The sequence below is a fragment of the Pseudomonas fluorescens genome (assembly GCF_902498065.1).
Lineage (GTDB): Bacteria > Pseudomonadota > Gammaproteobacteria > Pseudomonadales > Pseudomonadaceae > Aquipseudomonas > Aquipseudomonas fluorescens_BJ.
The window spans coordinates 1-21,987 of sequence record NZ_CABVIR010000008.1 but is presented as its reverse complement, the minus strand read 5'-3'; the positions used below and the strand labels follow the sequence as shown (position 1 = coordinate 21,987).

Below are 21,987 nucleotides of genomic sequence, written 5' to 3'. Positions count from 1 at the left end.
CTCTTTTTTATGCGCGTGCCCGAAAACGTGCGGCGATGGTAACGGATGGGCGCGCCACTGCAAGTCTGATCACTGTAGTTGCGCTTCGGGCAGGTTGAGTGTGCGTGGGATCTTCAGCGCATCCCAGTGGGCAATACCCCAGTTCAGCACTTCACGTGGGGTGGCATACGCCAGTTCGGCGCCCGGATTCTGCCCGAGCGCGCGCAATGCACGCAGTAACAAAGGTGTGGCCTGATCTTCGGTCAGCGGTGGCGAACGGTAGGACTTGCCGAGCTTGTTGCCGTCAGGCTGGGTAATCAGCGGGATGTGCAGATAGCGCGGTTGCGAGAAACCCAGCAGTTCCTGCAGATAGAGCTGACGTGGCGTGGAGTCGAGCAGGTCCGCGCCACGGACGATGTCGGTGACGCCTTGCCAGGCGTCATCGAGGACCACGGCCAATTGGTAGGCGTAGAGTCCATCGCGGCGGCGGATCACGAAATCACCGACATCCCGACCCAGATGCTGGCGGTATTCACCTTGCACTCGGTCGATGAAGTGGTATTCGAGCTCGGGCACACGCAGGCGAATCGCAGCGTCTTCAGTGCCATGGCCGGCATTGCGGCACAGGCCCGGATAAATGCCGTGATAGGGCTCAATCTGTTTGCGCGAACAGGTGCAGGCGTAGGCCAGGCCATGATTGAACAGGCGATTGAGCACTTCGGCGTAGGCATCGTGCCGGTCGCTTTGTCGGACCATTTCGCCGTCCCACTCGAAACCGTAGCTTTCCAGCGCCTTGAGGATGGCCGCTTGCGCGCCGGGTTCTTCCCGTGGCGGATCGAGGTCTTCCATGCGCATCAGCCAACGCCCGCCCACCGACCGCGCGTCGAGGTACGAGGCCAGCGCGGCAACCAGCGAACCGAAATGCAGGTGGCCGCTTGGCGTGGGGGCGAAGCGACCGATGTAGGAGGTGGCAGTCATATAGGCGATGTTACTTTTCCAGGCTTGTGCCAGACCCTGTGGGAGCGAGCTTGCTTGCGAAAGCGGTGTATGAAGCTTAAGGCCTCTTCGCGAGCAGGCTCGCTCCCACAGTTTTGCTGTCGGGGCAAATGTCGGAAACAAAAACGGAGCGTTCGCACGCTCCGTTCTTCGTTCAAGTCGAGATTACTTGCCGACTTGCTTTTCCTTGATTTCCGCCAGGGTCTTGCAGTCAACGCACATGTCGGCGGTAGGGCGGGCTTCCAGTCGCTTGACGCCGATCTCGACGCCGCAGGACTCGCACCAGCCATATTCTTCGTCTTCGATCAATTGCAGCGTCTTGTCGATCTTCTTGATCAACTTGCGCTCACGGTCGCGGGCGCGCAATTCAAGGCTGAACTCTTCTTCCTGGCTGGCACGGTCTGCCGGGTCAGGGAAGTTGGCCGCTTCGTCTTTCATGTGATCAACCGTGCGGTCGACTTCCTGCATCAAGTCCTGTTTCCACTTATTCAGGATCTTGGTGAAGTGAGCGCGCATGGGTTTGCCCATGTACTCCTCGCCCTTTACTTCTTTGTAGGGTTCGAAGCCGCTGATCGACTGATTTTGCTGCTTTGCTTGGGTGGGCATGAAATGGACCGCCTCTACTCTTGTAATCCATCTGCGCAGGATTGCTCCATCACCGACACCTGCCGGCCCTGCGGCTGCAAGCGGGCGAACTTACCAGATCAAATCGGGCCGCGCTACTCCCGGATGTCGAGGTAGTGGCCCGAAGGGCTTGCAAATGATTGCAAAGCCTTGACTGGTGGTGCTGGAGACCTGATCAATTAATGATTTTAGTCAAACCTCGCGCACTCGCATGAGTCGTTTGTGGCCAGGGTCTTAAGGCGTCTGACCGCTTTAGGTTCTCGCTCGTTCCTGCGCTTGGGTAGAATCGGTTTTTTTCCCTCGTTGAAGGAAGGCTAATGGCTCAGTCCTACAGTGCCCGCAGTCGCGCAATCGAACCGTTCCATGTCATGGCGCTGCTGGCGCGGGCCAATGAGCTGCAAGCCGCCGGCCACGATGTGATCCACCTGGAAATCGGCGAACCGGACTTCACCACCGCCGAGCCGATCATCCAGGCTGGCCAGGCCGCACTGACGGCGGGGAAAACCCGTTACACCGCTGCCCGTGGCATTCCCGAACTGCGTGAGGCCATTTCCGGCTTCTATCAGCAGCGTTACGGTTTGAACATTGATCCGCAGCGAATCCTCATCACCCCCGGCGGTTCCGGCGCATTGCTGCTGGCCAGCGCCTTGCTGGTGGATCCGGGCAAACACTGGCTGCTGGCGGACCCGGGTTACCCGTGCAACCGGCACTTCCTGCGGCTGGTCGAAGGTGCGGCGCAGCTTGTCCCCGTCGGTCCGGAGGTGCGGTATCAACTGACACCGGACCTGGTCGAGCGTCATTGGGATCACGACAGCGTCGGCGCGCTGGTGGCGTCGCCGGCCAACCCGACCGGGACCATCCTGACCCGAGACGAGCTGGCGGGCCTGTCGACCGCGATCAAGGCGCGGCATGGCCATCTGGTGGTGGACGAGATCTACCACGGTCTGACCTACGGCACCGATGCCGCCAGCGTACTGGAAGTCGATGACAGCGCCTTCGTGCTGAATAGTTTTTCAAAGTATTTCGGCATGACCGGCTGGAGACTCGGTTGGCTGGTGGCGCCGGAAGCGGCGGTCGGCGAACTGGAAAAACTCGCACAGAACCTCTACATCAGCGCGCCGAGCATGGCCCAACATGCCGCACTGGCGTGTTTCGAGCCTGCGACCATCGCCATTCTTGAAGAGCGTCGCTCCGAGTTTGGTCGGCGTCGGGATTTTCTGCTGCCCGCCCTGCGAGAGTTGGGTTTCGGCATCGCCGTTGAACCTGAGGGGGCGTTCTACTTGTATGCCGATATCAGCAAGTTCGGCGGCGATGCCTTCGCGTTCTGTCGGCATTTCCTTGAAACCGAACACGTGGCGATTACCCCGGGCCTCGACTTCGGGCGTTATCAGGCCGGCCATCACGTGCGCTTTGCCTACACCCAAAGCCTTCCGCGCTTGCAGGAAGCGGTCGAGCGCATCGCTCGCGGCTTGAAGAGCTGGCAAGGCTGATGCGCTTCAATCCTCCCCTTGAAGAAGGTCGCTTGATCCGACGTTACAAGCGTTTTCTCGCCGATATCGAAACCGTTCATGGCGAGTTGCTGACCATTCACTGCCCGAACACCGGCTCGATGCTCAATTGTCAGGTGGAGGGCGGGCAGGTCTGGTTCAGTCGCTCCAATGACCCCAAGCGCAAGTTGCCCGGGACCTGGGAAATCGGCGAAACCCCTCAAGGACGTCTGTTCTGCGTGAACACCGGGCGAGCCAACGGTTTGATTGAAGAGGCGCTGCGGGCCGGCATCATTACGGAGCTCAACGGCTTCAACGAGCTGAAACGCGAAGTGGCCTACGGGCAGGAGAGCAGCCGCATCGATTTTCGCCTCGATTACCCGAGTGGACCGGCGTATGTGGAAGTCAAAAGTGTCACGTTGGGCTTCGATGGCTCATCGGTGGCGGCGTTTCCCGATGCGGTGACCCAACGCGGTGCCAAGCATTTGCGCGAATTGGCGCATCTGGCGCGGGACGGGATTCGCGCGGTGCAGTTGTACTGCGTGAACCTCACCGGCATCGATGCCGTGCGTCCTGCAGAGGAAATCGATTCTGCCTACGCGGCCGCTTTGCGAGAAGCGGTGGCGTGCGGGGTCGAGGTATTGGCTTACGGCGTGCACTTGACCCACGAAGAAATGGCGGTCGACCGGCGCCTGGAGGTGGTGTTCGGCGGTTAAAGATTGATCCAGATGCCTTGAGCGTCTTCGCGACTCTCAACAGTGGTCAGGTACTGCCCGGCGCATGGGCCGGCGACGCACTCGCCATCTTCGATCATGAACAGTGCGCCGTGGGTGGCACACTGGATCAGGCTGTTGCTGGGGTCGAGAAACTGGTCGGGTGTCCATTCCAGCCCGACGCCACGGTGCGGGCAACGGTTGATATAGACGTAGACCTGGCCTTTGCGGCGCACGGCGAAGAGCTTCGCGCCGTCAATCTCGAAACCGCGGCTGCTGGATTCGGCCAGCTCAACGCCTGCGCAAAGAAACTTCATGTCTATCCTCAAGTGCGGCGGCTCGTGACTGGATATGTCCGAGCTTGACGTTCAAATGCAAACAATTATCAAATGGCCGCTTCGCCCATCGGGGCCGGTGCCGGATGCCGAGGATACTTGGCCTGTCACCTCAATGCCTGGGAAAACCTTTAAAGGAAGCTGTTTATGCGCCTGAGTACCCGCATTGCTGCGCTCTGTGCCGGACTCCTCATCAGTCACCACGCCGTAGCGGCCGAGTTGCAACAACGCTGGGTCAGCGCCGGCGGGGCCTTGTCGGAGTGGGTCAGCGCGATGGGCGGCGAATCGAAACTGGTCGGCGTCGACACGACCAGCCAGCATCCGGAATCGCTCAAGGCGTTGCCGAGCATCGGCTATCAACGGCAGCTGTCGGCGGAAGGCGTCTTGAGCTTACGCCCGCAGATCCTGGTCGGCACCGAAGAAATGGGGCCGCCGCCGGTGATTTCGCAAATTCGCACGGCGGGGGTGCAAGTTGAACTGTTCTCGGCTCAGCCGAACCTGCCGACGTTGCAGGCCAACTTGCAGCACTTGGGCAAGTTGCTCGGCGCCGAGGACAAGGCTGCGCGACTGTTCCAGGCTTATCAACAGCAGCTCGATCAGCAAAAGGTTCGGGTGACCAAAGCGCAACTGACGCAACCCTCGCCGGGTGTGCTGGTGCTGATCGGTCACGCGGGCGGCAAGCCGCTCATTGCTGGCAAAGATACCGCCGCAGATTGGCTGATCCAAAAGGCCGGAGGGCACAATCTGGCGACGCACACCGGTTACAAACCTTTTTCCAACGAATCCTTGATCAGCCTGGACCCAGAGGTGCTGGTGTTTGCCGACCGCGCACTGTCCGGCGAGGCGGCGCGTGCGGCGCTGTTCAAGGAAAACCCGATTCTGTCTTCAACCCGCGCCGCCAAGGACGGGCGTGTCATGGAGCTCGATCCAACGCTGCTGGTGGGTGGGCTTGGCCCGCGGTTGCCCGAGGCGTTGAAAAAAATCAGTGACGGCTTTTATCCCGGCACTGCTGATCAATGACCGTCCTGGTAAAACCCCGTGCTTTATTCTTGGGGCTGAGTGTTCTGTGTTTGTTGGCGATCTGGCTGTCGTTGGCGCTCGGACCGGTGAGCCTGCCGTTGCTCGATACCTTGCGCGCGGCGTTGCGCATGGTTGGCCTGCCCATTGCGCCTGACGGACTGGAGCAGGCCGAGCTGATCCTGGGCCAGATTCGCCTGCCGCGTACCTTGCTTGGGTTGGCGGTCGGTGGCGTGCTGGCGTTGTCGGGCGTGGCGATGCAAGGATTGTTTCGCAACCCGCTGGCCGATCCGGGCCTGGTGGGTGTTTCCAGCGGCGCGGCGTTAGGCGCGGCGATTGCGATTGTTGGCGGTTCCCTGTTTGGCGGTTTGCCAGAATCCTTCGGACCTTATCTGCTTTCGCTGTGCGCATTTCTGGGTGGCCTCGGCGTGACCGCGCTGGTGTATCGACTGGGCCGGCGTAACGGACAAACCAATGTCGCGACCATGCTCCTGGCGGGTATCGCCTTGACGGCGCTTGCAGGTTCGGCAGTGGGACTGTTCACCTATCTGGCGGACGACGCGACCCTGCGCACGCTGACCTTCTGGAACCTGGGCAGTCTCAATGGCGCCAGCTATTCGCGGCTCTGGCCATTGCTGCTGATCAGTGTCGGCGTGGCGCTGTGGTTGCCGCGTCGGGCCAAGGCCCTGAATGCGTTGCTGCTGGGAGAGTCGGAGGCCGGTCACCTGGGGATCGACGTCGAAAGGCTCAAGCGCGAATTGGTGTTCTGCACCGCACTGGGAGTCGGGGCGGCGGTGGCAGCGGCGGGAATGATCGGGTTTGTCGGATTGGTGGTACCGCATCTGGTGCGTCTGCTGGCCGGTCCCGATCATCGGGTGTTATTGCCGGCCTCGGTGCTGGCGGGCGCCAGTCTCCTGTTGTTCGCTGATCTGGTGGCGCGACTGGCACTGGCACCGGCCGAACTGCCGATCGGGATCGTCACCGCGTTCATCGGTGCACCGTTCTTCCTCTATCTACTGCTCCGAGGGCGTTCCTGATGTTGCGAACGCAAAATCTGCAAATTCTCCGGGGCCGCAAGATCGTCCTGACGGACATCACGCTTGAGCTCAATCCGGGGGAAGTCCTCGGTGTACTGGGGCCTAACGGTGCCGGTAAAAGTACACTGCTGGGTGCCTTGTGTGGTGAGTTGCCGGCGAATCATGGCAGCGTATGGCTGGATGAACGCGAGTTGCATGACTGGACCGGTGCCCAGCGAGCCCAGCGTCTGGCGGTGTTGCCGCAAGTCTCGAGCCTGGACTTCGCCTTTCGCGTCGAGGAGGTCGTCGGTATGGGCCGTTTGCCGCATCAGAGCGGCCGGGTCCGTGACGACGAAATCGTCGCTGCCGCTTTGCAGGCCGCCGATGCCGGGCATTTGAGTGGTCGCAGCTATCTGGCGTTGTCCGGCGGCGAACGTCAGCGGGTGCATCTGGCGCGGGTGCTGGCGCAACTGTGGCCCGGCGAGGCGGGGCAAACGCTGCTGCTCGACGAGCCGACTTCGATGCTTGACCCGCTGCATCAACACACCACGTTGCAAGCGGTGCGCGAGTTTGCCGATCGCGGCGCATCCGTGTTGGTGATCCTGCATGATCTGAACCTGGCGGCGCGCTATTGTGATCGCCTGTTACTGCTCGAAGGCGGGCGCCCGGTGGCGCTGGATACCCCGGAGCACGTGTTGCGCCCGGAACCGCTCAAGGCGGTATTCGGGCTGGAGGTTTTGGTGCAGCAGCATCCGGAGCGTGGGCATCCGCTGATCATCGCCCGTTGATTCATTGATTGAGGGGGTGGGCATGCGTTTGATGGTGATTCTGGCGGTGCTGATGCTGAGTGCTTGTCAGCATGTTTCGAAGCCGCCACCGGTTGTCGGCGAGATTCGCGACTTGCACAGCGGTGAGAGGCTGACGGCACAGGAGCTGTTGGCGCGTCTGGCCAAGCCGTCGCGATTGATCGTGGGGGAGCAGCATGACAATCGCGATCACCATGAACTGCAACGCTGGTTGTTGCAGGCGCTGGGAGAGCGGCGCCCGCAAGGCAGTCTGCTGCTGGAAATGCTCACGCCGGATCAACAGCTGCGCGTCGACGACGTGCGCCACGCCTCGACACAGCCCGCCGATTTGCCCGGTGCATTGGCGTGGCAGTCTGGTTGGGACTGGAATCTGTATGGGCCGATCATTCGTTTTGCCCTGACCCAACCGTATCTGTTGCTGGCCGCCAATCTGGACACGGTCGAAGTGCGTGCTCTTTACGCCCAGCCACCCGCGTTGAGCGGCACTCGCTCCAATGCCGCCCCGGTCAAGTCTGAGTTGCTGGCGCAGATCAGTGAATCCCATTGTGGCCTGCTGCCCCAATCGCAAATGCCGGCGATGCTCGCCGTCCAGCAGCAACGTGACCGGCGCATGGCCGAGCGACTGTTGGCGGCACCCACCCCTTCTTTGCTGTTCGCCGGCGCTCACCATGCGCGAAAGGACGTCGGCGTGCCGATCCATGTGCTGGATCTGGGTGCGCCCGAGGCGCCCGTGGTTTTAATGCTGGCGCAGCAGGGCGGCGAAGTCACAGCGGCGATGGCCGATTACGTCTGGTACACGCCTGACACGCCGGCACCGGATTACTGTGCAGAGATGCGCAAGCAGTTCGGCCTGTAAGCCAGGGACTTTTCCACAGGCAAAAAAAGACCCGGCAAGAGCCGGGTCAAATAACCGTGATTAGCCTGATGAGGAGATATCTGAGAGTCCGAACCAAGGGCTTTTCAAATATCGACCAGTCTCGCGACCAGTTGTGATAATCATAGCGATTCTCATTACCAAGTCAACCGCTGATTTTTCATTTGCTTGAAAATTGTCAGTCGCTTGCCGAAGAGCCCCGTAATCATTGGGCTTCAGCCTGTTTTTTGGGGTGAGCTCAACTGCGTGATCTGCTTGTTTAGCAGGTCAATGCGTCGGGCCATACTCTCGATCAGGCTGTGGGCGATCTTCGGATTGCTTTGTGTGAGGCTGAGAAACTGCTCCTTCGGGATCAGCATGACGGTGCTCGGTTCGCTGGCGATCACGCTGGCATTACGCTTCTCGCCGGTGAACACCGCCATCGCACCGAAAATCTCGTCCCGGGGCACGTCACCGACTTTACATCCGTCGACGAAGGCTTCCGCGTGGCCTTCGATGATGACAAACACGTGATCGGCCTCATCGCCCTGATGGATCAGCACGTCGCCCCGCGCCACCCGTTGAAAACCATTGGTGGCGCGGAACTCGGGTTGTTTCAGGCGCGCGACTGCGTCGGACAGCAGTGCAGTCTGGCCGGCCAGATATTGCAGGAACAGTTCTGAGCGTTCCAGGTTGGCATAGATGTGCTGAAAAACTTCGGAACGCAGGTAAGGCGTCAATGCCAGTGGGCTGTCACTGCACAGGCGAAAGCGTGGCAAGTCCATGTCCTGGCGCAAACCGACCAGATCGCCTTCATGCAGATAAAACAGGGCGCGCTCGTTGACACATCCATGCAGCAGCCCATTCTTCAGCACAAACAATTGATTGCCCGGCAACAGGGGCGTCAGGTCGTCCACGGCGGAAAACTGCAAGGCCGGGCCACAAGGCGACAAACGCTCCAGCAGTCGGGCGGGAATGTTTTGCAGTCGGTTGATCAGTGCATCGGCATAAGCCGGTTGTTCCCCAAGCAAGTACATGGCGGCGGTGCCTGTTCAATTCTTGTGACGTGACGAGATCGCTTCCAATTGTTTATTCAGGGCTTCCTTGCGCTCGGCGGGGATGTCGTTCCAATGCACATCCATCAACGCGCCTTCGATCGCATACAACAACACCTTGGATGCCCGAAATCCGCGCGTGCGCACGGCCCGATAAGCATCCACCGCCCCCAGGCGACGCAAGTCCGAGGCGCTGTGGATGCCCACGGCATGCAGCCACTGCGCCGATGTCTTGCCAAGATTCTTCAGGTGCTGCAGTTCATCATTCATCAAGCCTCCTTGCGACGGCCGAACGGTGCGTGGGCAAGCTTCTGAGGAGTGTAGCCATCAGTAGGAAAAGCGTGATTGTTTGGTCGGTTTCGGCGTAAATGCTTCTAAGAGGCGTGCTTGCGCAGCGACGGAAAAGTTCGCGAGTGCGGTCAGAAGAGAAGGGGAAGCGATCAGGTTTACTGGCAAAAAATGCCCAAAGTCCAGCGCAAGGCGGGGGCGCTGGACCTGTCAGTCAATGTCGTTTTTAACGGGGGCGATAGCGCAGACGTGTACCGAAATTCATCGACATCAGAATTTCGTCGGCACTCAGCTCTCGCGGAAAGTAGGCGCCGGAGATCTGCGCGTGAGCCAGGCTCGCGCCTTCCAGGTTTGCGTTGCTGAAATCGATGCCGCGCAAGTCGGCGGAGCGGAAATAAGCATCGGTAAAGTCGATGCCGTCGGCGTTCAGTTCGCGCAGGTCCAAACCTCGGAAATCACCACCGACCATGTCGATAGGTCCGCTGGATGGACGTTCGTTGTTGAAGCCTGTGATGTCGTCTTTGTGCAGCAAGGCATAAAGCGGGGTGTCGAGAAGTTTCGGCTGGCTCATGTCACATCACCTGTTGGTTTTATGACGCCAGTATAGTGCCACTATTTGACAGCCGTGAAGCCGGTGAAGGCTTCACGGCTGAAATACTTTTTTACAGGCCTGGCAAGCGTTGGCGAATTTGCGCAACGACGGTGTCGAGGGTCCCGCTTTCATTGGTCTGCACGCGTTTGCTGCACAGAATCTCTTCTGGCGTCAGGGCTTCACGATTGGCTTGCTGCGCTTTGATAACGGCCAGGTTGGCGTCGGACGGATCCTTTTTATCTGCCTGACGCAGGGCCAGCCAGCTTTCGATCACGGCTTGTGGTGCGTTGCAATCAAGAATCAGGAATGGCGCGCCGGTGGCTTCGGCGATTTTCGCCGCGCCGTCACGCTGGTCGCGTTTGAGGTAAGTGGCATCGACCACCACCGGGAAACCGGCACGCAGGATGACCGCGGCGATTTCGTGCAGGCGCGTGTAAGTCGCAACGCTGGCTTCGGCGCTATAAATGCCGGCTTGCGGATCGTTGGTGACGGTCTGCTCGCCGAACAGGCGTTTGCGCTCGACATCGGAACGCAGACGAATCGCGCCCAGCGCTTCCACCAGGCGCATGGCCACGTGGCTTTTGCCAACAGCGGAAACGCCGTGGGTGATGGCCATGAAGCGCGAAGGAATGGTGCTGTAGCTTTCTGCCAGGTTCGCATAGTTGCGGTACTGGCGCAGGGTAGTGGCGCGCTGCACCGGGTCGGCCTCGGCCGGCATGCTGAACAGGCTGACCTTGGCGCGAACCAGCGCACGGTAGGCTTTATAGAAGTTCAGCAGTTCCAGGCCCTGGTAATCGCCGGTCAGCTCCAGGTATTGGCTGATGAAGCGACGGGCCAGGCTTTTGAGGCCGCGGTCTTCAAGGTCCATCGCCAGGAAGCCGGTGTCGGCATAGACGTCGGTGAAGCGGAACGGTTCGTTGAATTCGATGCAGTCGAAGATCACGACCTTGCCATCGATCACGGTGGCGTTGCCCAGGTGGATGTCACCGTGGCATTCACGGATGAACCCCTCGGCCTTACGCTGGGCAAACAGTGGCTTGAGGCGTTCGAAGCTGCTTTCGGCCCAGGCTTGCAGGGCATCGAGTTGCAGCAGGTCAGCCTTGTCGCTGAGGAATGGGCGGATCTGTTCGAAGTTCTGCCGCACCGGCGCCATGACGCTGTCCGGTGTCCCGGCTTCGTGTTCCGCAGGCACTTTTGGTGCGGTGAGGTGGAATTGCGCAATCTGTGCGGCCATCTCGTCGATGTGCGCGGTGGTCAATTCGCCGTTGGCCTGCAGCGTGCTGAGCAGTTGGCTCTGTGGGAACTGACGCATTTTCAGCGCGTAATCGACGACCGGGCCCTCGCCGCCCAGTTGTGGTGCTTCGGCGCTGCCGGTAATCGGCAACACTTCGAGGTACAAATCATTGGTCAGACGCTGGTTCAGGCGCAGCTCTTCGCCGCAGAAATGCTCGCGAGCCTCGAGGCTGGTGAAGTCGAGGAAGCCGAAATTGACCGGTTTCTTCACTTTATAAGCAAAGGGGCCTGTGAGAATCACCCAGGAGATGTGGGTTTCGATGAGCTGGAACCCGTCTACCGGATGCGGGTAAAGGGCCGGGTTTTGCAGCGCGGCAATCAGGGACTGGCTCACAGGTGTTCCTTCAGAGTCTGAGAAAATTCACGGCCGTCATTATGGCCGCAAGTCCGCCCGACGCAAACCTCGGAGGGCTCCTGTTGAGTATGAATAAAGTGCGTATAATCCGGCGCCATGACTCGTACTCGATCCCCCCGTACCCCCAAAAAACCACCTTCCAGGGGCCTGAGCCCTTGGCTGGGCTGGGCCCTTAAACTCAGTCTGGTCGGCCTCGTGGTGCTCGCCGGATTCGCGGTTTACCTCGACGCTATTGTCCAGGAGAAGTTCTCCGGCAAGCGCTGGACCATCCCGGCCAAGGTGTATGCGCGCCCGCTGGAGCTGTTCACCGGCCAGAAGCTGAGCAAGGATGACTTCCTCACCGAACTCGACGCCTTGGGCTATCGCCGCGAAAGCGTGAGCAACGGCCCCGGCGCCGCGGCGGTCAACGGCAACACTGTCGACTTGAATACCCGTGGTTTCCAGTTCTATGAAGGCCTGGAGAAAGCACAGCCCGTGCGCGTGCGATTCTCTGGCGACTACGTAGGCGAACTCTCCGCGACCAATGGTTCGAAGCTTTCTGTGGTACGGCTGGAGCCGCTGCTGATCGGCGGGATTTATCCGAAGAATCTCGAAGACCGCATTCTGATCAAGATCGATCAGGTGCCGCCGTATCTGCTGGAAACCCTGGTCGCCGTGGAGGATCGGGACTTCTATAGCCACTGGGGCGTGTCGCCGAAGTCGATTGCCCGCGCCATTTGGGTCAACACCTCTGGCGGCAAGATGACCCAGGGCGGCAGTACCCTGACGCAACAGTTGGTCAAGAACTTCTACCTGACCAGCGAACGCAGCCTGACCCGCAAACTCACCGAAGCCATGATGGCGATGCTGCTTGAGCTGCATTACGACAAGCGGGAAATTCTTGAGGCTTACCTCAATGAAGTGTTCGTCGGTCAGGATGGCCAGCGCGCGGTGCACGGTTTCGGCCTCGCCAGTCAGTTCTTCTTCGGGCAACCGTTGTCCGAACTGAAACTGCATCAAGTCGCGATGCTGGTGGGCATGGTCAAGGGGCCGTCCTATTACAACCCGCGTCGCAATCCGGAGCGGGCGCTCGAGCGGCGCAACCTGGTGCTCGACGTACTTGAGCAGCAAGGCGTCGCCACCGCCGAACAGGTCGCTGCGGCGAAGAAAATGCCGTTGGGCGTGACGACGCGCGGCAAACTGGCCGACAGTTCGTTCCCCGGTTTTATCGATCTGGTTAAACGTCAGCTGCGTGAAGACTATCGCGATGAAGACTTGACCGAAGAAGGTCTGCGGATCTTCACCAGTTTCGATCCTATTTTGCAGATGAAAGCCGAAGCGTCGGTCAACGATACGTTCAAGCGCTTGTCCGGGCGCAAAGGCTCCGATGACGTTGAAGCGGCGATGGTCGTGACCAACCCGGAAACCGGCGAAGTCCAGGCCATGATTGGCAGTCGTCAGGCGAGCTTCGCCGGTTTCAATCGGGCGCTGGATGCTGTCCGGCCGATCGGTTCGTTGATCAAACCGGCGGTTTATCTGACAGCCCTGGAGAAGCCAAGCCAGTACACATTGACCAGTTGGCTGTCGGACGAATCCTTCTCGGTCAAAGGCGCGGACGGTCAGGTCTGGAAACCGCAGAACTATGATCGCCGCTCCCATGGCACGGTTTTCCTTTATCAAGGCCTGGCACATTCCTACAACTTGTCGACTGCGCGTCTCGGGTTGGCGGTGGGCGTGCCGAATGTCTTGAAGACGGTGGCTCGCCTGGGTGTGAGTCGTGAGTTTCCGGCATTCCCGTCGATGCTGCTGGGCGCTGGCGGCATGACCCCGATCGAAGTGGCGACCATGTACCAGACACTCGCCAACGGTGGATTCAATACGCCGATGCGCGGGATCCGTAGCGTACTGACGGCCGAAGGCGAACCGCTCAAGCGTTATCCGTTCCAGATTCAGCAGCGTTTCGACCCGGCTTCCATTTACCTGATCCAGAGCGCCATGCAACGGGTCATGCGCGAAGGCACCGGCAGTTCGGTTTACAACGTGTTGCCGAAAACCCTGACCCTGGCCGGCAAGACCGGTACCAGTAACGATTCGAGAGACAGCTGGTTCGCCGGTTTCAGTCAGGATTTGCTGGCGGTGGTCTGGTTGGGGCGCGACGATAACGGCAAGACTCCGTTCACCGGTGCCACCGGTGCGTTGCAGGTCTGGACGAGTTTCATGCGCAAGGCCGATCCATTGCCGCTGGACATGCCGCAACCGGACAACATTGTTCAGGCGTGGGTCGACTCGCGTACCGGGCAAGGCTCTGATGCCAACTGCCCAGGCGCGGTGCAGATGCCGTATATTCGCGGCAGCGAACCGCCTCCCGGCGCCGCTTGCGGTGGCGATAGCCCTGCTTCCGGCGAAACGGTGATGGATTGGGTCAAGGGCTGGATGAATTAAGCAAAGAGGGTTTCAAGTGAACAAGTGGTTGATTCCAGCAATTACCGCCGTGGCTTTGCTCAGCGGTTGCTCCAGCGTACAACGCGGTTCGATTCCGGTTGTGGATTCAGGCAGCGCCGTTTCCAACAGTGAGCGAATTTCGGCAAACGGTGGTTATCGTCAGACGACGGTTAAACGTCCTGTGCAATCCCAGACCCAGGCGATTCCGCAAGGTGACACCGGCGTCGTGGTGATGGTACCGGGTGGCGGAGCAGTCGCATCGGCACCGATCAGCACTTCGCCGATTACACCTGGCCCGATGACTTCGAGTCCGATCGACACTTCGCCAGTCCAGTCGGCACCGGTCAACCAGGGCAGCTACAGCATGCCATCGACGCCGAGCGGGATTCCTTCGTCGAGCGCCGGTGGTTTGTCAGCCGATGAGCAACTGGACGGTCCGGTATTGGCGCTGCTGACCACTGCTCAGCAGCAACAGGCTGGCGGTGACCTCAACGGTGCGTCTTCCAGTCTGGAGCGTGCCCAACGGGTTGCGCCGCGTGAGCCGCAAGTGCTTTATCGTCTTGCGCAGGTGCGCATGGCCCAAGGTGATGCAGCACAAGCCGAGCAGTTCGCTCGTCGTGGTCTGACCCTCGCCAATGGACGTCCGGCACTTCAGGCCAGTCTGTGGGAATTGATCGCTCAGGCACGTGAGAAACAGGGTGATTCCGCTGGCGCTTCACTGGCCCGTCAGAAGGCCAAGGTTTCGCTGTGATGGACGCACGATTTCCGAAAATCGCCGAGCAGTTGCTGTTGATCGAGCGCGAACTGCGGGTTCAGGGATGGTGGGACGATGTCTCACCATCGGTTGAAGCGCTGTCCAGCGTCGAGCCGTTCTCGGTCGATACGCTGGATTTCGAGCAGTGGCTGCAATGGATCTTCCTGCCACGCATGAAAGTAATCCTCGAACAGGATTTGCCGCTGCCCAATGCCTCGGGCATTCAGGAGATGGCCGAAATGGTCTTCGCCGCCCGCAATGTCCAGGGCAAGGATCGGCAGTTGCAGGTGCTGCTCAAAGAGTTTGATCTGCTGATCACCGCCTCCCGCTGACCTCGATCATGCAGGTGCCTACTGGCAGTTCTCTGTGATCTGTCGCTGTGCTTCGGTGATGCGCTCCTGACGTTGCTCGTCGGTCAGGCGGCGCATCTCACCGTCGACGTCCTCCCGTATCCGCGGATTGTTCTGCAGTTGAGCCAGGTTGGTTCGGGCCTGCTCGCAGAATACCTTGAGCTGGGCTTGCTGCTCGGCGACCTGTTTTTTCACCGATTTATCGATGGCCTGTTGATCGCCAATGGCGTTACTGCGCGGCAGCGTAGACGGCTTGCTCGCAGAGGAGGAGGGCGTGACCACGGTCGTGGCTTCCCGGCCCTGGGGCGGTTGCGCATCGAAGTGGGTAACGCCTTGTTCATCGACCCATGTGTAAATCTGAGCGGCCATGCACAAAGGGCTGGTGCCAATCAGCAGGCTGGCGGTCAGGAAAAACGTTCGCATGCCATTTCCTTGTATTGGGTTGCGCAATTGAAGCTAACACAGTTGCTGTTTAGCGGTTTTTTCTTGCTTTCTCATGTGCTTACTTCAATAAAGCACATTGACGACTTGACTTGCAGGGGACGAAACAGAAGAATCCAAAGTCCGCTGTAGAGGGACTGCCAGAAGCAGACCCACTCAGCAGATCATGAGGCGCACATCCGCGCCGACCTGTTACACCCGCAACGCGTTACCTCGCGCTGGGTGGGAAAGGCCCGCAACACTTGGGACGATCCCAATACTTGCTCAGTCAGTGCTGACGTAGTCGGCGACCACCGTCGCTCATGCTCTGCTGAGAAGTAAACCTATTAAGACCCGTCCTCGTGTATGTGGGCGGTATTCTGGCGTTTTAGAGGTGAACAACGTGGAGCTTTTATCTGGCGGTGAGATGCTCGTCCGCTTTTTGCGTGACGAAGGCGTCAAGTACATCTACGGGTACCCGGGTGGTGCTCTTCTTCATGTTTACGATGCCCTGTTCAAAGAACCGGAAGTGACCCACATCCTGGTTCGTCACGAACAGGCTGCGACCCATATGGCTGACGGCTATGCTCGTGCCACCGGTAAAGCCGGTGTGGTACTGGTGACCTCCGGCCCGGGCGCAACCAACGCCATCACCGGTATTGCCACGGCCTACATGGACTCCATTCCGATGGTGGTCATTTCCGGCCAGGTGCCGAGCACCATGGTTGGCACCGATGCGTTCCAGGAAACCGACATGATCGGTATCTCCCGGCCGATCGTGAAGCACAGCTTCATGATCAAGCACGCGTCGGAAATCCCGGAAGTCATGAAGAAAGCGTTCTACCTGGCGCAATCCGGTCGTCCTGGTCCGGTCGTTGTCGATATCCCGAAAGACATGACCAACCCGGCCGAGAAGTTCGAATACATCTTCCCGAAAAAAGCCAAGCTGCGTTCCTACAGTCCGGCCGTTCGCGGTCACTCCGGACAAATCCGCAAGGCAGCCGAGATGCTCCTTGCGGCCAAACGCCCTGTGATGTATGCGGGCGGCGGCGTGATTCTCGGTGGTGGCTCCGCGCCGCTGACCGAGTTGGCGAAGATGCTCAACCTGCCAGTGACCAATACCCTGATGGGCCTGGGTGCCTACCCTGGCACCGACCGTCAGTTCATCGGCATGCTCGGCATGCACGGCAGCTACACCGCAAACCTGGCGATGCACCATGCTGACGTGATCATCGCAGTCGGCGCACGCTTCGACGATCGTGTCATCAACGGTCCGTCGAAGTTCTGCCCGAATGCGAAGATCATCCACATCGACATCGACCCGGCTTCGATCTCCAAGACCATCAAGGCCGACGTGCCGATCGTTGGTCCGGTCGAGAGCGTCCTGACCGAAATGGTCGCGATCCTCAAGGAGATCGGCGAGACCCCGAACAAGGAGTCTGTTGCCAGCTGGTGGAAGCAAGTTGATGAATGGCGCGGTGATCGCGGCCTGTTCCCGTACGACAAGGGCGACGGCAGCGTCATCAAGCCGCAGGCCGTGATCGAAACCCTGTGCGAAGTCACCAAGGGCGATGCCTTTGTTGCCTCCGATGTGGGGCAGCACCAAATGTTCGCGGCGCAGTACTACAAGTTCAACAAGCCAAACCGCTGGATCAACTCCGGTGGCCTGGGCACCATGGGCTTCGGTTTTCCGGCGGCCATGGGCATCAAGTTGAGCTTTCCGGACGCCGACGTCGCCTGCGTAACGGGCGAGGGCAGTATCCAGATGAACATTCAGGAACTGTCCACCTGTCTGCAATATGGCTTGCCGGTCAAAATCGTCATCCTGAACAACGGCGTTCTGGGTATGGTTCGCCAATGGCAAGACATGAGCTACGGCAGCCGTCACTCGCACTCTTACATGGAGTCGCTGCCTGACTTCGTGAAGCTGGCAGAGGCCTATGGTCACGTTGGCGTGCGCATCACCGAATCGAAAGATTTGAAGTCGAAGATGGAAGAGGCGTTCGCCATGAAAGATCGCCTGGTGATCATCGATATTTCGGTCGACACCAGCGAGCACGTCTACCCGATGCAGATCAAAGACGGCTCGATGCGAGATATGTGGCTGAGCAAGACGGAGCGTACTTAATCATGCGGCACATTATTTCCTTGCTTCTGGAAAACGAACCTGGCGCTCTGTCTCGTGTAGTCGGCCTGTTCTCGCAGCGCAACTACAACATCGAAAGCCTGACCGTGGCGCCAACCGAAGACCCGACGTTGTCGCGTCTGACGCTGACCACCGTTGGCCACGATGAGGTCATCGAGCAGATCACCAAAAACCTGAACAAGCTGATCGAAGTGGTCAAGCTGGTCGACCTGTCGGAAAGTGCTCACATCGAGCGCGAACTGATGCTGGTCAAGGTCAAGGCCACCGGCGCCCAGCGCGCCGAGATCAAGCGCACCACCGATATTTACCGTGGGCAGATCGTTGATGTCAGCGCTAGCGTGTATACCGTTCAATTGACCGGTACCAGCGACAAGCTCGACAGCTTCATTCAGTCCATCGGCACCGCCTCGATCCTGGAAACCGTCCGCAGCGGCGTAACCGGTATTGCTCGCGGCGACAAAGTACTCAGCATCTAAACCAAATTAGCGAACGGCCTGAACGGCCTGGATATATAGGGGAATTTCATGAAAGTTTATTACGAAAAAGACTGCGACCTGTCGATCATCCAGGGCAAGAAAGTTGCCATCATCGGTTACGGTTCCCAAGGCCACGCTCAAGCGTGCAACCTGAAAGACTCCGGCGTTGACGTCACTGTCGGCCTGCGTAAAGGTTCGGCGACTGTTGCCAAGGCCGAAGCCCACGGCCTGAAAGTGACCGACGTTGCTTCCGCTGTTGCGGCGGCCGACCTGGTCATGATTCTGACCCCGGACGAGTTCCAGTCTGCCCTGTACAAAAACGAAATCGAGCCGAACATCAAGAAAGGCGCCACCCTGGCCTTCTCCCACGGCTTCGCGATTCACTACAATCAGGTTGTTCCGCGCGCTGACCTCGACGTGATCATGATCGCGCCGAAAGCACCGGGCCACACCGTGCGTTCCGAGTTCGTCAAAGGCGGCGGTATCCCTGACCTGATCGCTATCTATCAGGATGCTTCCGGCAACGCCAAAAACGTTGCGCTGTCCTACGCTGCCGGCGTTGGCGGTGGTCGTACCGGTATCATCGAAACCACTTTCAAGGACGAGACCGAAACCGACCTGTTCGGCGAGCAAGCCGTTCTGTGCGGCGGTACCGTTGAACTGGTCAAGGCCGGTTTCGAAACCCTGGTTGAAGCTGGCTACGCGCCGGAAATGGCCTACTTCGAGTGCCTGCACGAACTGAAGCTGATCGTTGACCTCATGTACGAAGGCGGTATCGCCAACATGAACTACTCGATCTCCAACAACGCTGAATACGGCGAGTACGTGACCGGTCCGGAAGTGATCAACGCCGAATCCCGTCAGGCCATGCGCAACGCTCTGAAACGTATTCAGGACGGCGAATACGCCAAGATGTTCATCAGCGAAGGCGCAACCGGCTATCCTTCGATGACCGCCAAGCGTCGTAACAACGCCGCTCACGGTATCGAAATCATCGGCGAGCAACTGCGCTCCATGATGCCGTGGATCGGTGCCAACAAGATCGTCGACAAAGCCAAAAACTAAGTCGCGCACTTGTACGGAAAACGCGGCCTAGGCCGCGTTTTTTCGTTTGGGAGGCCGGTTCTGGTATAAAGCTGCATCGTTTGTGGCCGAACCGTCGTCCCAGACACCTGTCGAAACTTTCCACCCCGTTGCAAGGTAATGTCCATGAGCGAACGTCCCGAAGAGCCAAACCAGGCTTCTGACGCCGAAAGCCTGCTGCCCATCGATGAGCACATCGAAGAAGGGCATGACGCTGAAGGTCGTAAAGTCCGGCATCGTGGTATCTATCTTCTGCCGAATCTGTTTACCACTGCGAACCTGTTTGCAGGGTTCTATTCCATCATCAACTCGATGAGTGCCCAGAGCGCCTTGAGTGCCGGTGATGCGATTGGCGCGAGCAAGTATTTTGCCTTTGCCGCGATCGCCATTTTTGTCGCGATGGTGCTCGACGGTCTCGATGGCCGCGTTGCCCGTATGACCAACACCCAAAGCGCCTTCGGCGCCGAGTACGACTCGCTGTCCGATATGGTCGCCTTCGGTGTCGCGCCGGCACTGTTGGCCTTTGGCTGGGCCTTGGGCGATATGGGCAAGGTCGGCTGGATGGTCGCGTTCATTTATGTCGCTGGCGCTGCGTTGCGTCTGGCGCGCTTCAATACTCAGGTAGGTACTGCGGACAAACGCTACTTCATCGGTCTGGCCAGTCCGGCTGCGGCGGGTGTGGTTGCGGGTATTGTCTGGGCATTCAGCGATTACGGTATTCAGGGTTCCAAGATGTCGTTCCTGGTCGCGCTGATGGTCGCGGCTGCCGGCATGCTGATGGTCAGCAATATCAAGTACAACAGCTTCAAGGAGCTGGACTTGAAGGGTCGTGTACCTTTCGTGGCGATTCTTGCTGTAGTGTTGGTGTTTGCTGTCGTGTTCAGTGATCCGCCGCGCATTCTGCTGCTGGTTTTCCTCGCCTATGCAGCGTCTGGTCCGGTTCAATATCTGTTACGTCTTCGTCGGCACAAAAGCACGTAAATTTCCCTCATACTCCGCAGTCTATTGGTGCATCTGTCCTCCAATGCTGCGGAGTTGCCATGCTGATCAAAGTCCCCAAAGCGTCCGACTGCAATGAGTCGGATGTCACGCCTGAATCCCTCTATCTGTCTCGCCGTCATGTGCTCGGGGCTGTCGTTGCCGGTCTGGCTGTCAGCAGCTTGCCGCGTTGGTCCAATGCTGAAGATGCCGCGCGATACGCGGATGTCGAGGCGGGCAATGCGCCGTCCTGGTTTGCCGAGAAACTCCCTTCTACCAAGTGGGGGGCGGTCACCGTCAAGGATGAAGCGATCACACCGTTCAAGGATGCGACTCACTACAACAACTTTTATGAGTTCGGTACCGATAAGGGGGATCCGGCCGCCAACGCCGGTTCGCTGAAAACCGAGCCGTGGAGCGTAGTGGTGGACGGGGAGGTGGGTAAGCCGGGGCGATATGCGCTGGAAGATTTCATGAAGCCTTACCAGCTGGAGGAGCGTATCTATCGGCTTCGCTGTGTAGAGGCCTGGTCAATGGTCATTCCATGGATCGGATTTCCCATCTCTGCGCTGCTCAAAGCCGTTGAGCCCACCTCCAAGGCAAAGTTTATTCGCTTCGAAACACTGCAGGATCCAAAGACCATGCCGGGGCAGCGCTCCGGTTTTGCCTTGATCGACTGGCCCTATGTAGAAGGGTTGCGCCTGGATGAGGCAATGAACCCATTGGCGATTCTTGCGGTGGGTATGTATGGGCGCGAATTGCCAAACCAGAACGGCGCGCCTCTGCGTTTGGTCGTTCCGTGGAAGTACGGCTTCAAAAGCGTCAAATCCATTGTGCGGATCAGTCTGGTCAGCGAGCAGCCGACCACTACTTGGCAAAGCATCGCTGCGGACGAGTACGGCTTCTATGCCAACGTGAACCCGACAGTCGATCATCCGCGTTGGACGCAGGCTCGGGAGCGACGGCTGCCGAGCGGACTGTTCAAGCCTAATGTGCGTGACACGCAGATGTTCAACGGCTACTCGGACGAAGTTGCTTCTCTATATACAGGGCTCGATCTGCGGAAGAACTACTGATGCGATATCCGCTCTGGCGTATCGGTGTCTTCATCGTAGCGGCGATGTGGCCGCTGGTTTGGTTGTATCAAGCATGGGCGGACGTGCTGGGGCCGGATCCAGGCAAGGTGCTGGTTGATCGGTTGGGGTTGGGGACACTTGTACTGCTGCTTGTTGCGTTGAGTATGACGCCGTTGCAGAAACTCACCGGTTGGGTGGGGTGGATTGCTGTCCGGCGGCAACTGGGTTTGTGGTGCTTCGCTTACGTGGTACTCCATTCGGGTGGCTATTTAGCGTTCATTCTTGGCTTCGATTGGTCCCAACTGGGTGTCGAGTTGCGCAAGCGGCCGTACATTATTGTCGGTGCTTTGGGGTTCCTTTGTTTGTTGGCGTTGGCGATAACCTCTAATCGCTACAGTCAGCGACGGTTGGGGTCTCGCTGGAAGAAGCTGCATCGAATGGCTTATGGGGTTCTCGGTCTTGGTTTGCTGCATATGTTGTGGATCGTTCGTGCTGATTTGAAGGAGTGGGCGGTCTATGCATCGATAGGCGTACTGCTATTGGTGTTACGGCTGCCGCCTGTAGCTCGTCGAATTCCGCGTTTAATAGCTAAAAAGACACCATCTGCAAGAAAAGCGTAATTAGGTGTTGACGGCAGATTCTGGAAGTCTATAATTCGCCCCACTTCCGGCGCAGTCGAAACGAAAAACTCCTTGGTAAACAAAGAGTTACGCAGTTTTCGACAGCGAGTTGCTTCAGGTCATCGAAGCCCAGAAGGAGTTGGTTGAGCAGTGTGTTGTCGCTCAATTGACGGTTCGATCTTCTCGGTCGAAAGCGGAGAAAAAGAGGTGTTGACAGCAGCGAGTAACGCTGTAGAATTCGCCTCCCGCTAACG

General features: G+C 58.9%; 23 protein-coding genes. 15 read left to right on the top strand and 8 right to left on the bottom strand.

Annotated elements, in window-relative coordinates; translation table 11 throughout:
* Positions 1-69: 69 nt before the first annotated feature.
* On the bottom strand, positions 70-957 hold the full coding sequence (gene gluQRS, locus F8N43_RS23715) for a tRNA glutamyl-Q(34) synthetase GluQRS (RefSeq protein WP_150654462.1): 888 nt from the start codon (positions 955-957) through the stop codon (positions 70-72).
* Positions 958-1,140: 183 nt separating this feature from the next.
* Positions 1,141-1,581: an RNA polymerase-binding protein DksA gene (gene dksA / locus F8N43_RS23710; RefSeq protein WP_007902025.1), complete on the bottom strand. Its 441-nt coding sequence runs from the start codon at positions 1,579-1,581 to the stop codon at positions 1,141-1,143.
* Between the two features lie 335 nt (positions 1,582-1,916).
* On the opposite strand from dksA, the gene F8N43_RS23705 reads away from it, so the two are divergent.
* Together F8N43_RS23705 and sfsA are read left to right on the top strand one after the other, a co-directional pair.
* Positions 1,917-3,089, top strand: coding sequence for a pyridoxal phosphate-dependent aminotransferase (locus tag F8N43_RS23705; protein WP_150654461.1), 1,173 nt, complete (start codon positions 1,917-1,919; stop codon positions 3,087-3,089).
* Positions 3,089-3,802, top strand: coding sequence for a DNA/RNA nuclease SfsA (gene sfsA / locus F8N43_RS23700; protein ID WP_150654460.1), 714 nt, complete (start codon positions 3,089-3,091; stop codon positions 3,800-3,802). The genes F8N43_RS23705 and sfsA overlap by 1 nt, the downstream gene beginning before the upstream one ends.
* Here sfsA and F8N43_RS23695 read toward each other — a convergent pair.
* On the bottom strand, positions 3,799-4,116 hold the full coding sequence (locus F8N43_RS23695) for a Rieske (2Fe-2S) protein (RefSeq protein ID WP_150654459.1): 318 nt from the start codon (positions 4,114-4,116) through the stop codon (positions 3,799-3,801). The genes sfsA and F8N43_RS23695 overlap by 4 nt on opposite strands.
* 165 nt (positions 4,117-4,281) lie before the next feature.
* On the opposite strand from F8N43_RS23695, the gene F8N43_RS23690 reads away from it, so the two are divergent.
* Genes F8N43_RS23690 through F8N43_RS23675 form a run of 4 tightly spaced genes read left to right on the top strand, consistent with a single transcriptional unit; the run spans position 4,282 to position 7,829 of the window.
* Positions 4,282-5,154 carry a heme/hemin ABC transporter substrate-binding protein gene (locus tag F8N43_RS23690; RefSeq protein ID WP_150633574.1) on the top strand — a complete coding sequence of 291 codons (873 nt, stop codon included), beginning with the start codon at positions 4,282-4,284 and terminating at the stop codon, positions 5,152-5,154.
* Between the two features lie 50 nt (positions 5,155-5,204).
* Positions 5,205-6,188 (top strand): FecCD family ABC transporter permease, encoded by a 984-nt coding sequence (locus F8N43_RS23685; protein WP_191623744.1) that lies wholly within the window; start codon positions 5,205-5,207, stop codon positions 6,186-6,188.
* The gene (locus F8N43_RS23680; protein WP_150654458.1) at positions 6,188-6,955 is read left to right on the top strand and encodes a heme ABC transporter ATP-binding protein; all 768 of its coding nucleotides are present in this window, start codon (positions 6,188-6,190) and stop codon (positions 6,953-6,955) included. The genes F8N43_RS23685 and F8N43_RS23680 overlap by 1 nt, the downstream gene beginning before the upstream one ends.
* Positions 6,956-6,977: 22 nt before the next feature.
* Positions 6,978-7,829 carry a ChaN family lipoprotein gene (locus F8N43_RS23675; protein ID WP_150638257.1) on the top strand — a complete coding sequence of 284 codons (852 nt, stop codon included), beginning with the start codon at positions 6,978-6,980 and terminating at the stop codon, positions 7,827-7,829.
* A 233-nt stretch (positions 7,830-8,062) separates the two neighbouring features.
* On the opposite strand, the gene F8N43_RS23670 is transcribed toward F8N43_RS23675, so the two are convergent.
* From F8N43_RS23670 to F8N43_RS23655, 4 genes are all read right to left on the bottom strand, one after another.
* Positions 8,063-8,863 (bottom strand): Crp/Fnr family transcriptional regulator, encoded by an 801-nt coding sequence (locus F8N43_RS23670; protein ID WP_150634707.1) that lies wholly within the window; start codon positions 8,861-8,863, stop codon positions 8,063-8,065.
* Between the two features lie 15 nt (positions 8,864-8,878).
* Positions 8,879-9,151, bottom strand: a complete 273-nt coding sequence (locus F8N43_RS23665; RefSeq protein WP_007971093.1) for a TfoX/Sxy family protein — start codon at positions 9,149-9,151, stop codon at positions 8,879-8,881.
* Between the two features lie 244 nt (positions 9,152-9,395).
* A complete protein-coding gene (locus tag F8N43_RS23660; RefSeq protein WP_150634706.1) occupies positions 9,396-9,740 on the bottom strand; it encodes a pentapeptide repeat-containing protein in 345 nt (114 codons plus the stop codon).
* A gap of 91 nt (positions 9,741-9,831) precedes the next feature.
* Positions 9,832-11,388: an AAA family ATPase gene (locus tag F8N43_RS23655; RefSeq protein ID WP_150638255.1), complete on the bottom strand. Its 1,557-nt coding sequence runs from the start codon at positions 11,386-11,388 to the stop codon at positions 9,832-9,834.
* A 117-nt stretch (positions 11,389-11,505) separates the two neighbouring features.
* On the opposite strand from F8N43_RS23655, the gene mrcB reads away from it, so the two are divergent.
* Genes mrcB through F8N43_RS23640 form a run of 3 tightly spaced genes read left to right on the top strand, consistent with a single transcriptional unit; the run spans position 11,506 to position 14,916 of the window.
* Entirely contained in the window at positions 11,506-13,830 is a 2,325-nt protein-coding gene (gene mrcB, locus F8N43_RS23650; protein ID WP_150654457.1) for a penicillin-binding protein 1B, read from the top strand.
* Between the two features lie 16 nt (positions 13,831-13,846).
* Positions 13,847-14,581 (top strand): hypothetical protein, encoded by a 735-nt coding sequence (locus tag F8N43_RS23645; RefSeq protein ID WP_150634703.1) that lies wholly within the window; start codon positions 13,847-13,849, stop codon positions 14,579-14,581.
* Positions 14,581-14,916, top strand: a complete 336-nt coding sequence (locus F8N43_RS23640) for a YqcC family protein (protein WP_150634702.1) — start codon at positions 14,581-14,583, stop codon at positions 14,914-14,916. Before F8N43_RS23645 ends, F8N43_RS23640 begins: the two co-directional genes overlap by 1 nt.
* A gap of 18 nt (positions 14,917-14,934) precedes the next feature.
* Here the strand turns inward: F8N43_RS23640 and F8N43_RS23635 are convergent, their stop codons facing one another.
* Positions 14,935-15,357 carry a DUF4124 domain-containing protein gene (locus F8N43_RS23635; RefSeq protein WP_150638253.1) on the bottom strand — a complete coding sequence of 141 codons (423 nt, stop codon included), beginning with the start codon at positions 15,355-15,357 and terminating at the stop codon, positions 14,935-14,937.
* A 400-nt stretch (positions 15,358-15,757) separates the two neighbouring features.
* Here F8N43_RS23635 and F8N43_RS23630 point away from each other — a divergent pair, with 400 nt between their 5' ends.
* From F8N43_RS23630 to msrQ, 6 genes are all read left to right on the top strand, one after another.
* Positions 15,758-17,482: an acetolactate synthase 3 large subunit gene (locus F8N43_RS23630; RefSeq protein WP_150638251.1), complete on the top strand. Its 1,725-nt coding sequence runs from the start codon at positions 15,758-15,760 to the stop codon at positions 17,480-17,482.
* 2 nt (positions 17,483-17,484) lie between these two features.
* Complete coding sequence (gene ilvN / locus F8N43_RS23625) at positions 17,485-17,976, top strand: acetolactate synthase small subunit (protein ID WP_003176102.1); 492 nt, start codon at positions 17,485-17,487, stop codon at positions 17,974-17,976.
* A 48-nt stretch (positions 17,977-18,024) separates the two neighbouring features.
* Positions 18,025-19,041: a ketol-acid reductoisomerase gene (gene ilvC / locus F8N43_RS23620; protein ID WP_007948647.1), complete on the top strand. Its 1,017-nt coding sequence runs from the start codon at positions 18,025-18,027 to the stop codon at positions 19,039-19,041.
* Positions 19,042-19,185: 144 nt separating this feature from the next.
* Entirely contained in the window at positions 19,186-20,040 is an 855-nt protein-coding gene (gene pssA, locus F8N43_RS23615; protein WP_150634805.1) for a CDP-diacylglycerol--serine O-phosphatidyltransferase, read from the top strand.
* A gap of 59 nt (positions 20,041-20,099) precedes the next feature.
* Positions 20,100-21,113: a protein-methionine-sulfoxide reductase catalytic subunit MsrP gene (msrP, locus tag F8N43_RS23610; RefSeq protein WP_150634806.1), complete on the top strand. Its 1,014-nt coding sequence runs from the start codon at positions 20,100-20,102 to the stop codon at positions 21,111-21,113.
* Complete coding sequence (gene msrQ, locus F8N43_RS23605) at positions 21,113-21,733, top strand: protein-methionine-sulfoxide reductase heme-binding subunit MsrQ (protein ID WP_150634807.1); 621 nt, start codon at positions 21,113-21,115, stop codon at positions 21,731-21,733. Before msrP ends, msrQ begins: the two co-directional genes overlap by 1 nt.
* The last annotated feature ends 254 nt before the right edge of the window (positions 21,734-21,987 follow it).

Coding starts and splice junctions, on each gene's coding strand:
- gluQRS (WP_150654462.1), bottom strand. CDS start 957: ATGACTGCCACCTCCTACATCGGTCGCTTCGCCCCCACGCCAAGCGGC.
- dksA (WP_007902025.1), bottom strand. CDS start 1,581: ATGCCCACCCAAGCAAAGCAGCAAAATCAGTCGATCAGCGGCTTCGAA.
- F8N43_RS23705 (WP_150654461.1), top strand. CDS start 1,917: ATGGCTCAGTCCTACAGTGCCCGCAGTCGCGCAATCGAACCGTTCCAT.
- sfsA (WP_150654460.1), top strand. CDS start 3,089: ATGCGCTTCAATCCTCCCCTTGAAGAAGGTCGCTTGATCCGACGTTAC.
- F8N43_RS23695 (WP_150654459.1), bottom strand. CDS start 4,116: ATGAAGTTTCTTTGCGCAGGCGTTGAGCTGGCCGAATCCAGCAGCCGC.
- F8N43_RS23690 (WP_150633574.1), top strand. CDS start 4,282: ATGCGCCTGAGTACCCGCATTGCTGCGCTCTGTGCCGGACTCCTCATC.
- F8N43_RS23680 (WP_150654458.1), top strand. CDS start 6,188: ATGTTGCGAACGCAAAATCTGCAAATTCTCCGGGGCCGCAAGATCGTC.
- F8N43_RS23675 (WP_150638257.1), top strand. CDS start 6,978: ATGCGTTTGATGGTGATTCTGGCGGTGCTGATGCTGAGTGCTTGTCAG.
- F8N43_RS23670 (WP_150634707.1), bottom strand. CDS start 8,863: ATGTACTTGCTTGGGGAACAACCGGCTTATGCCGATGCACTGATCAAC.
- F8N43_RS23665 (WP_007971093.1), bottom strand. CDS start 9,151: ATGAATGATGAACTGCAGCACCTGAAGAATCTTGGCAAGACATCGGCG.
- F8N43_RS23660 (WP_150634706.1), bottom strand. CDS start 9,740: ATGAGCCAGCCGAAACTTCTCGACACCCCGCTTTATGCCTTGCTGCAC.
- mrcB (WP_150654457.1), top strand. CDS start 11,506: ATGACTCGTACTCGATCCCCCCGTACCCCCAAAAAACCACCTTCCAGG.
- F8N43_RS23640 (WP_150634702.1), top strand. CDS start 14,581: ATGGACGCACGATTTCCGAAAATCGCCGAGCAGTTGCTGTTGATCGAG.
- F8N43_RS23635 (WP_150638253.1), bottom strand. CDS start 15,357: ATGCGAACGTTTTTCCTGACCGCCAGCCTGCTGATTGGCACCAGCCCT.
- ilvN (WP_003176102.1), top strand. CDS start 17,485: ATGCGGCACATTATTTCCTTGCTTCTGGAAAACGAACCTGGCGCTCTG.
- ilvC (WP_007948647.1), top strand. CDS start 18,025: ATGAAAGTTTATTACGAAAAAGACTGCGACCTGTCGATCATCCAGGGC.
- pssA (WP_150634805.1), top strand. CDS start 19,186: ATGAGCGAACGTCCCGAAGAGCCAAACCAGGCTTCTGACGCCGAAAGC.
- msrP (WP_150634806.1), top strand. CDS start 20,100: ATGCTGATCAAAGTCCCCAAAGCGTCCGACTGCAATGAGTCGGATGTC.
- msrQ (WP_150634807.1), top strand. CDS start 21,113: ATGCGATATCCGCTCTGGCGTATCGGTGTCTTCATCGTAGCGGCGATG.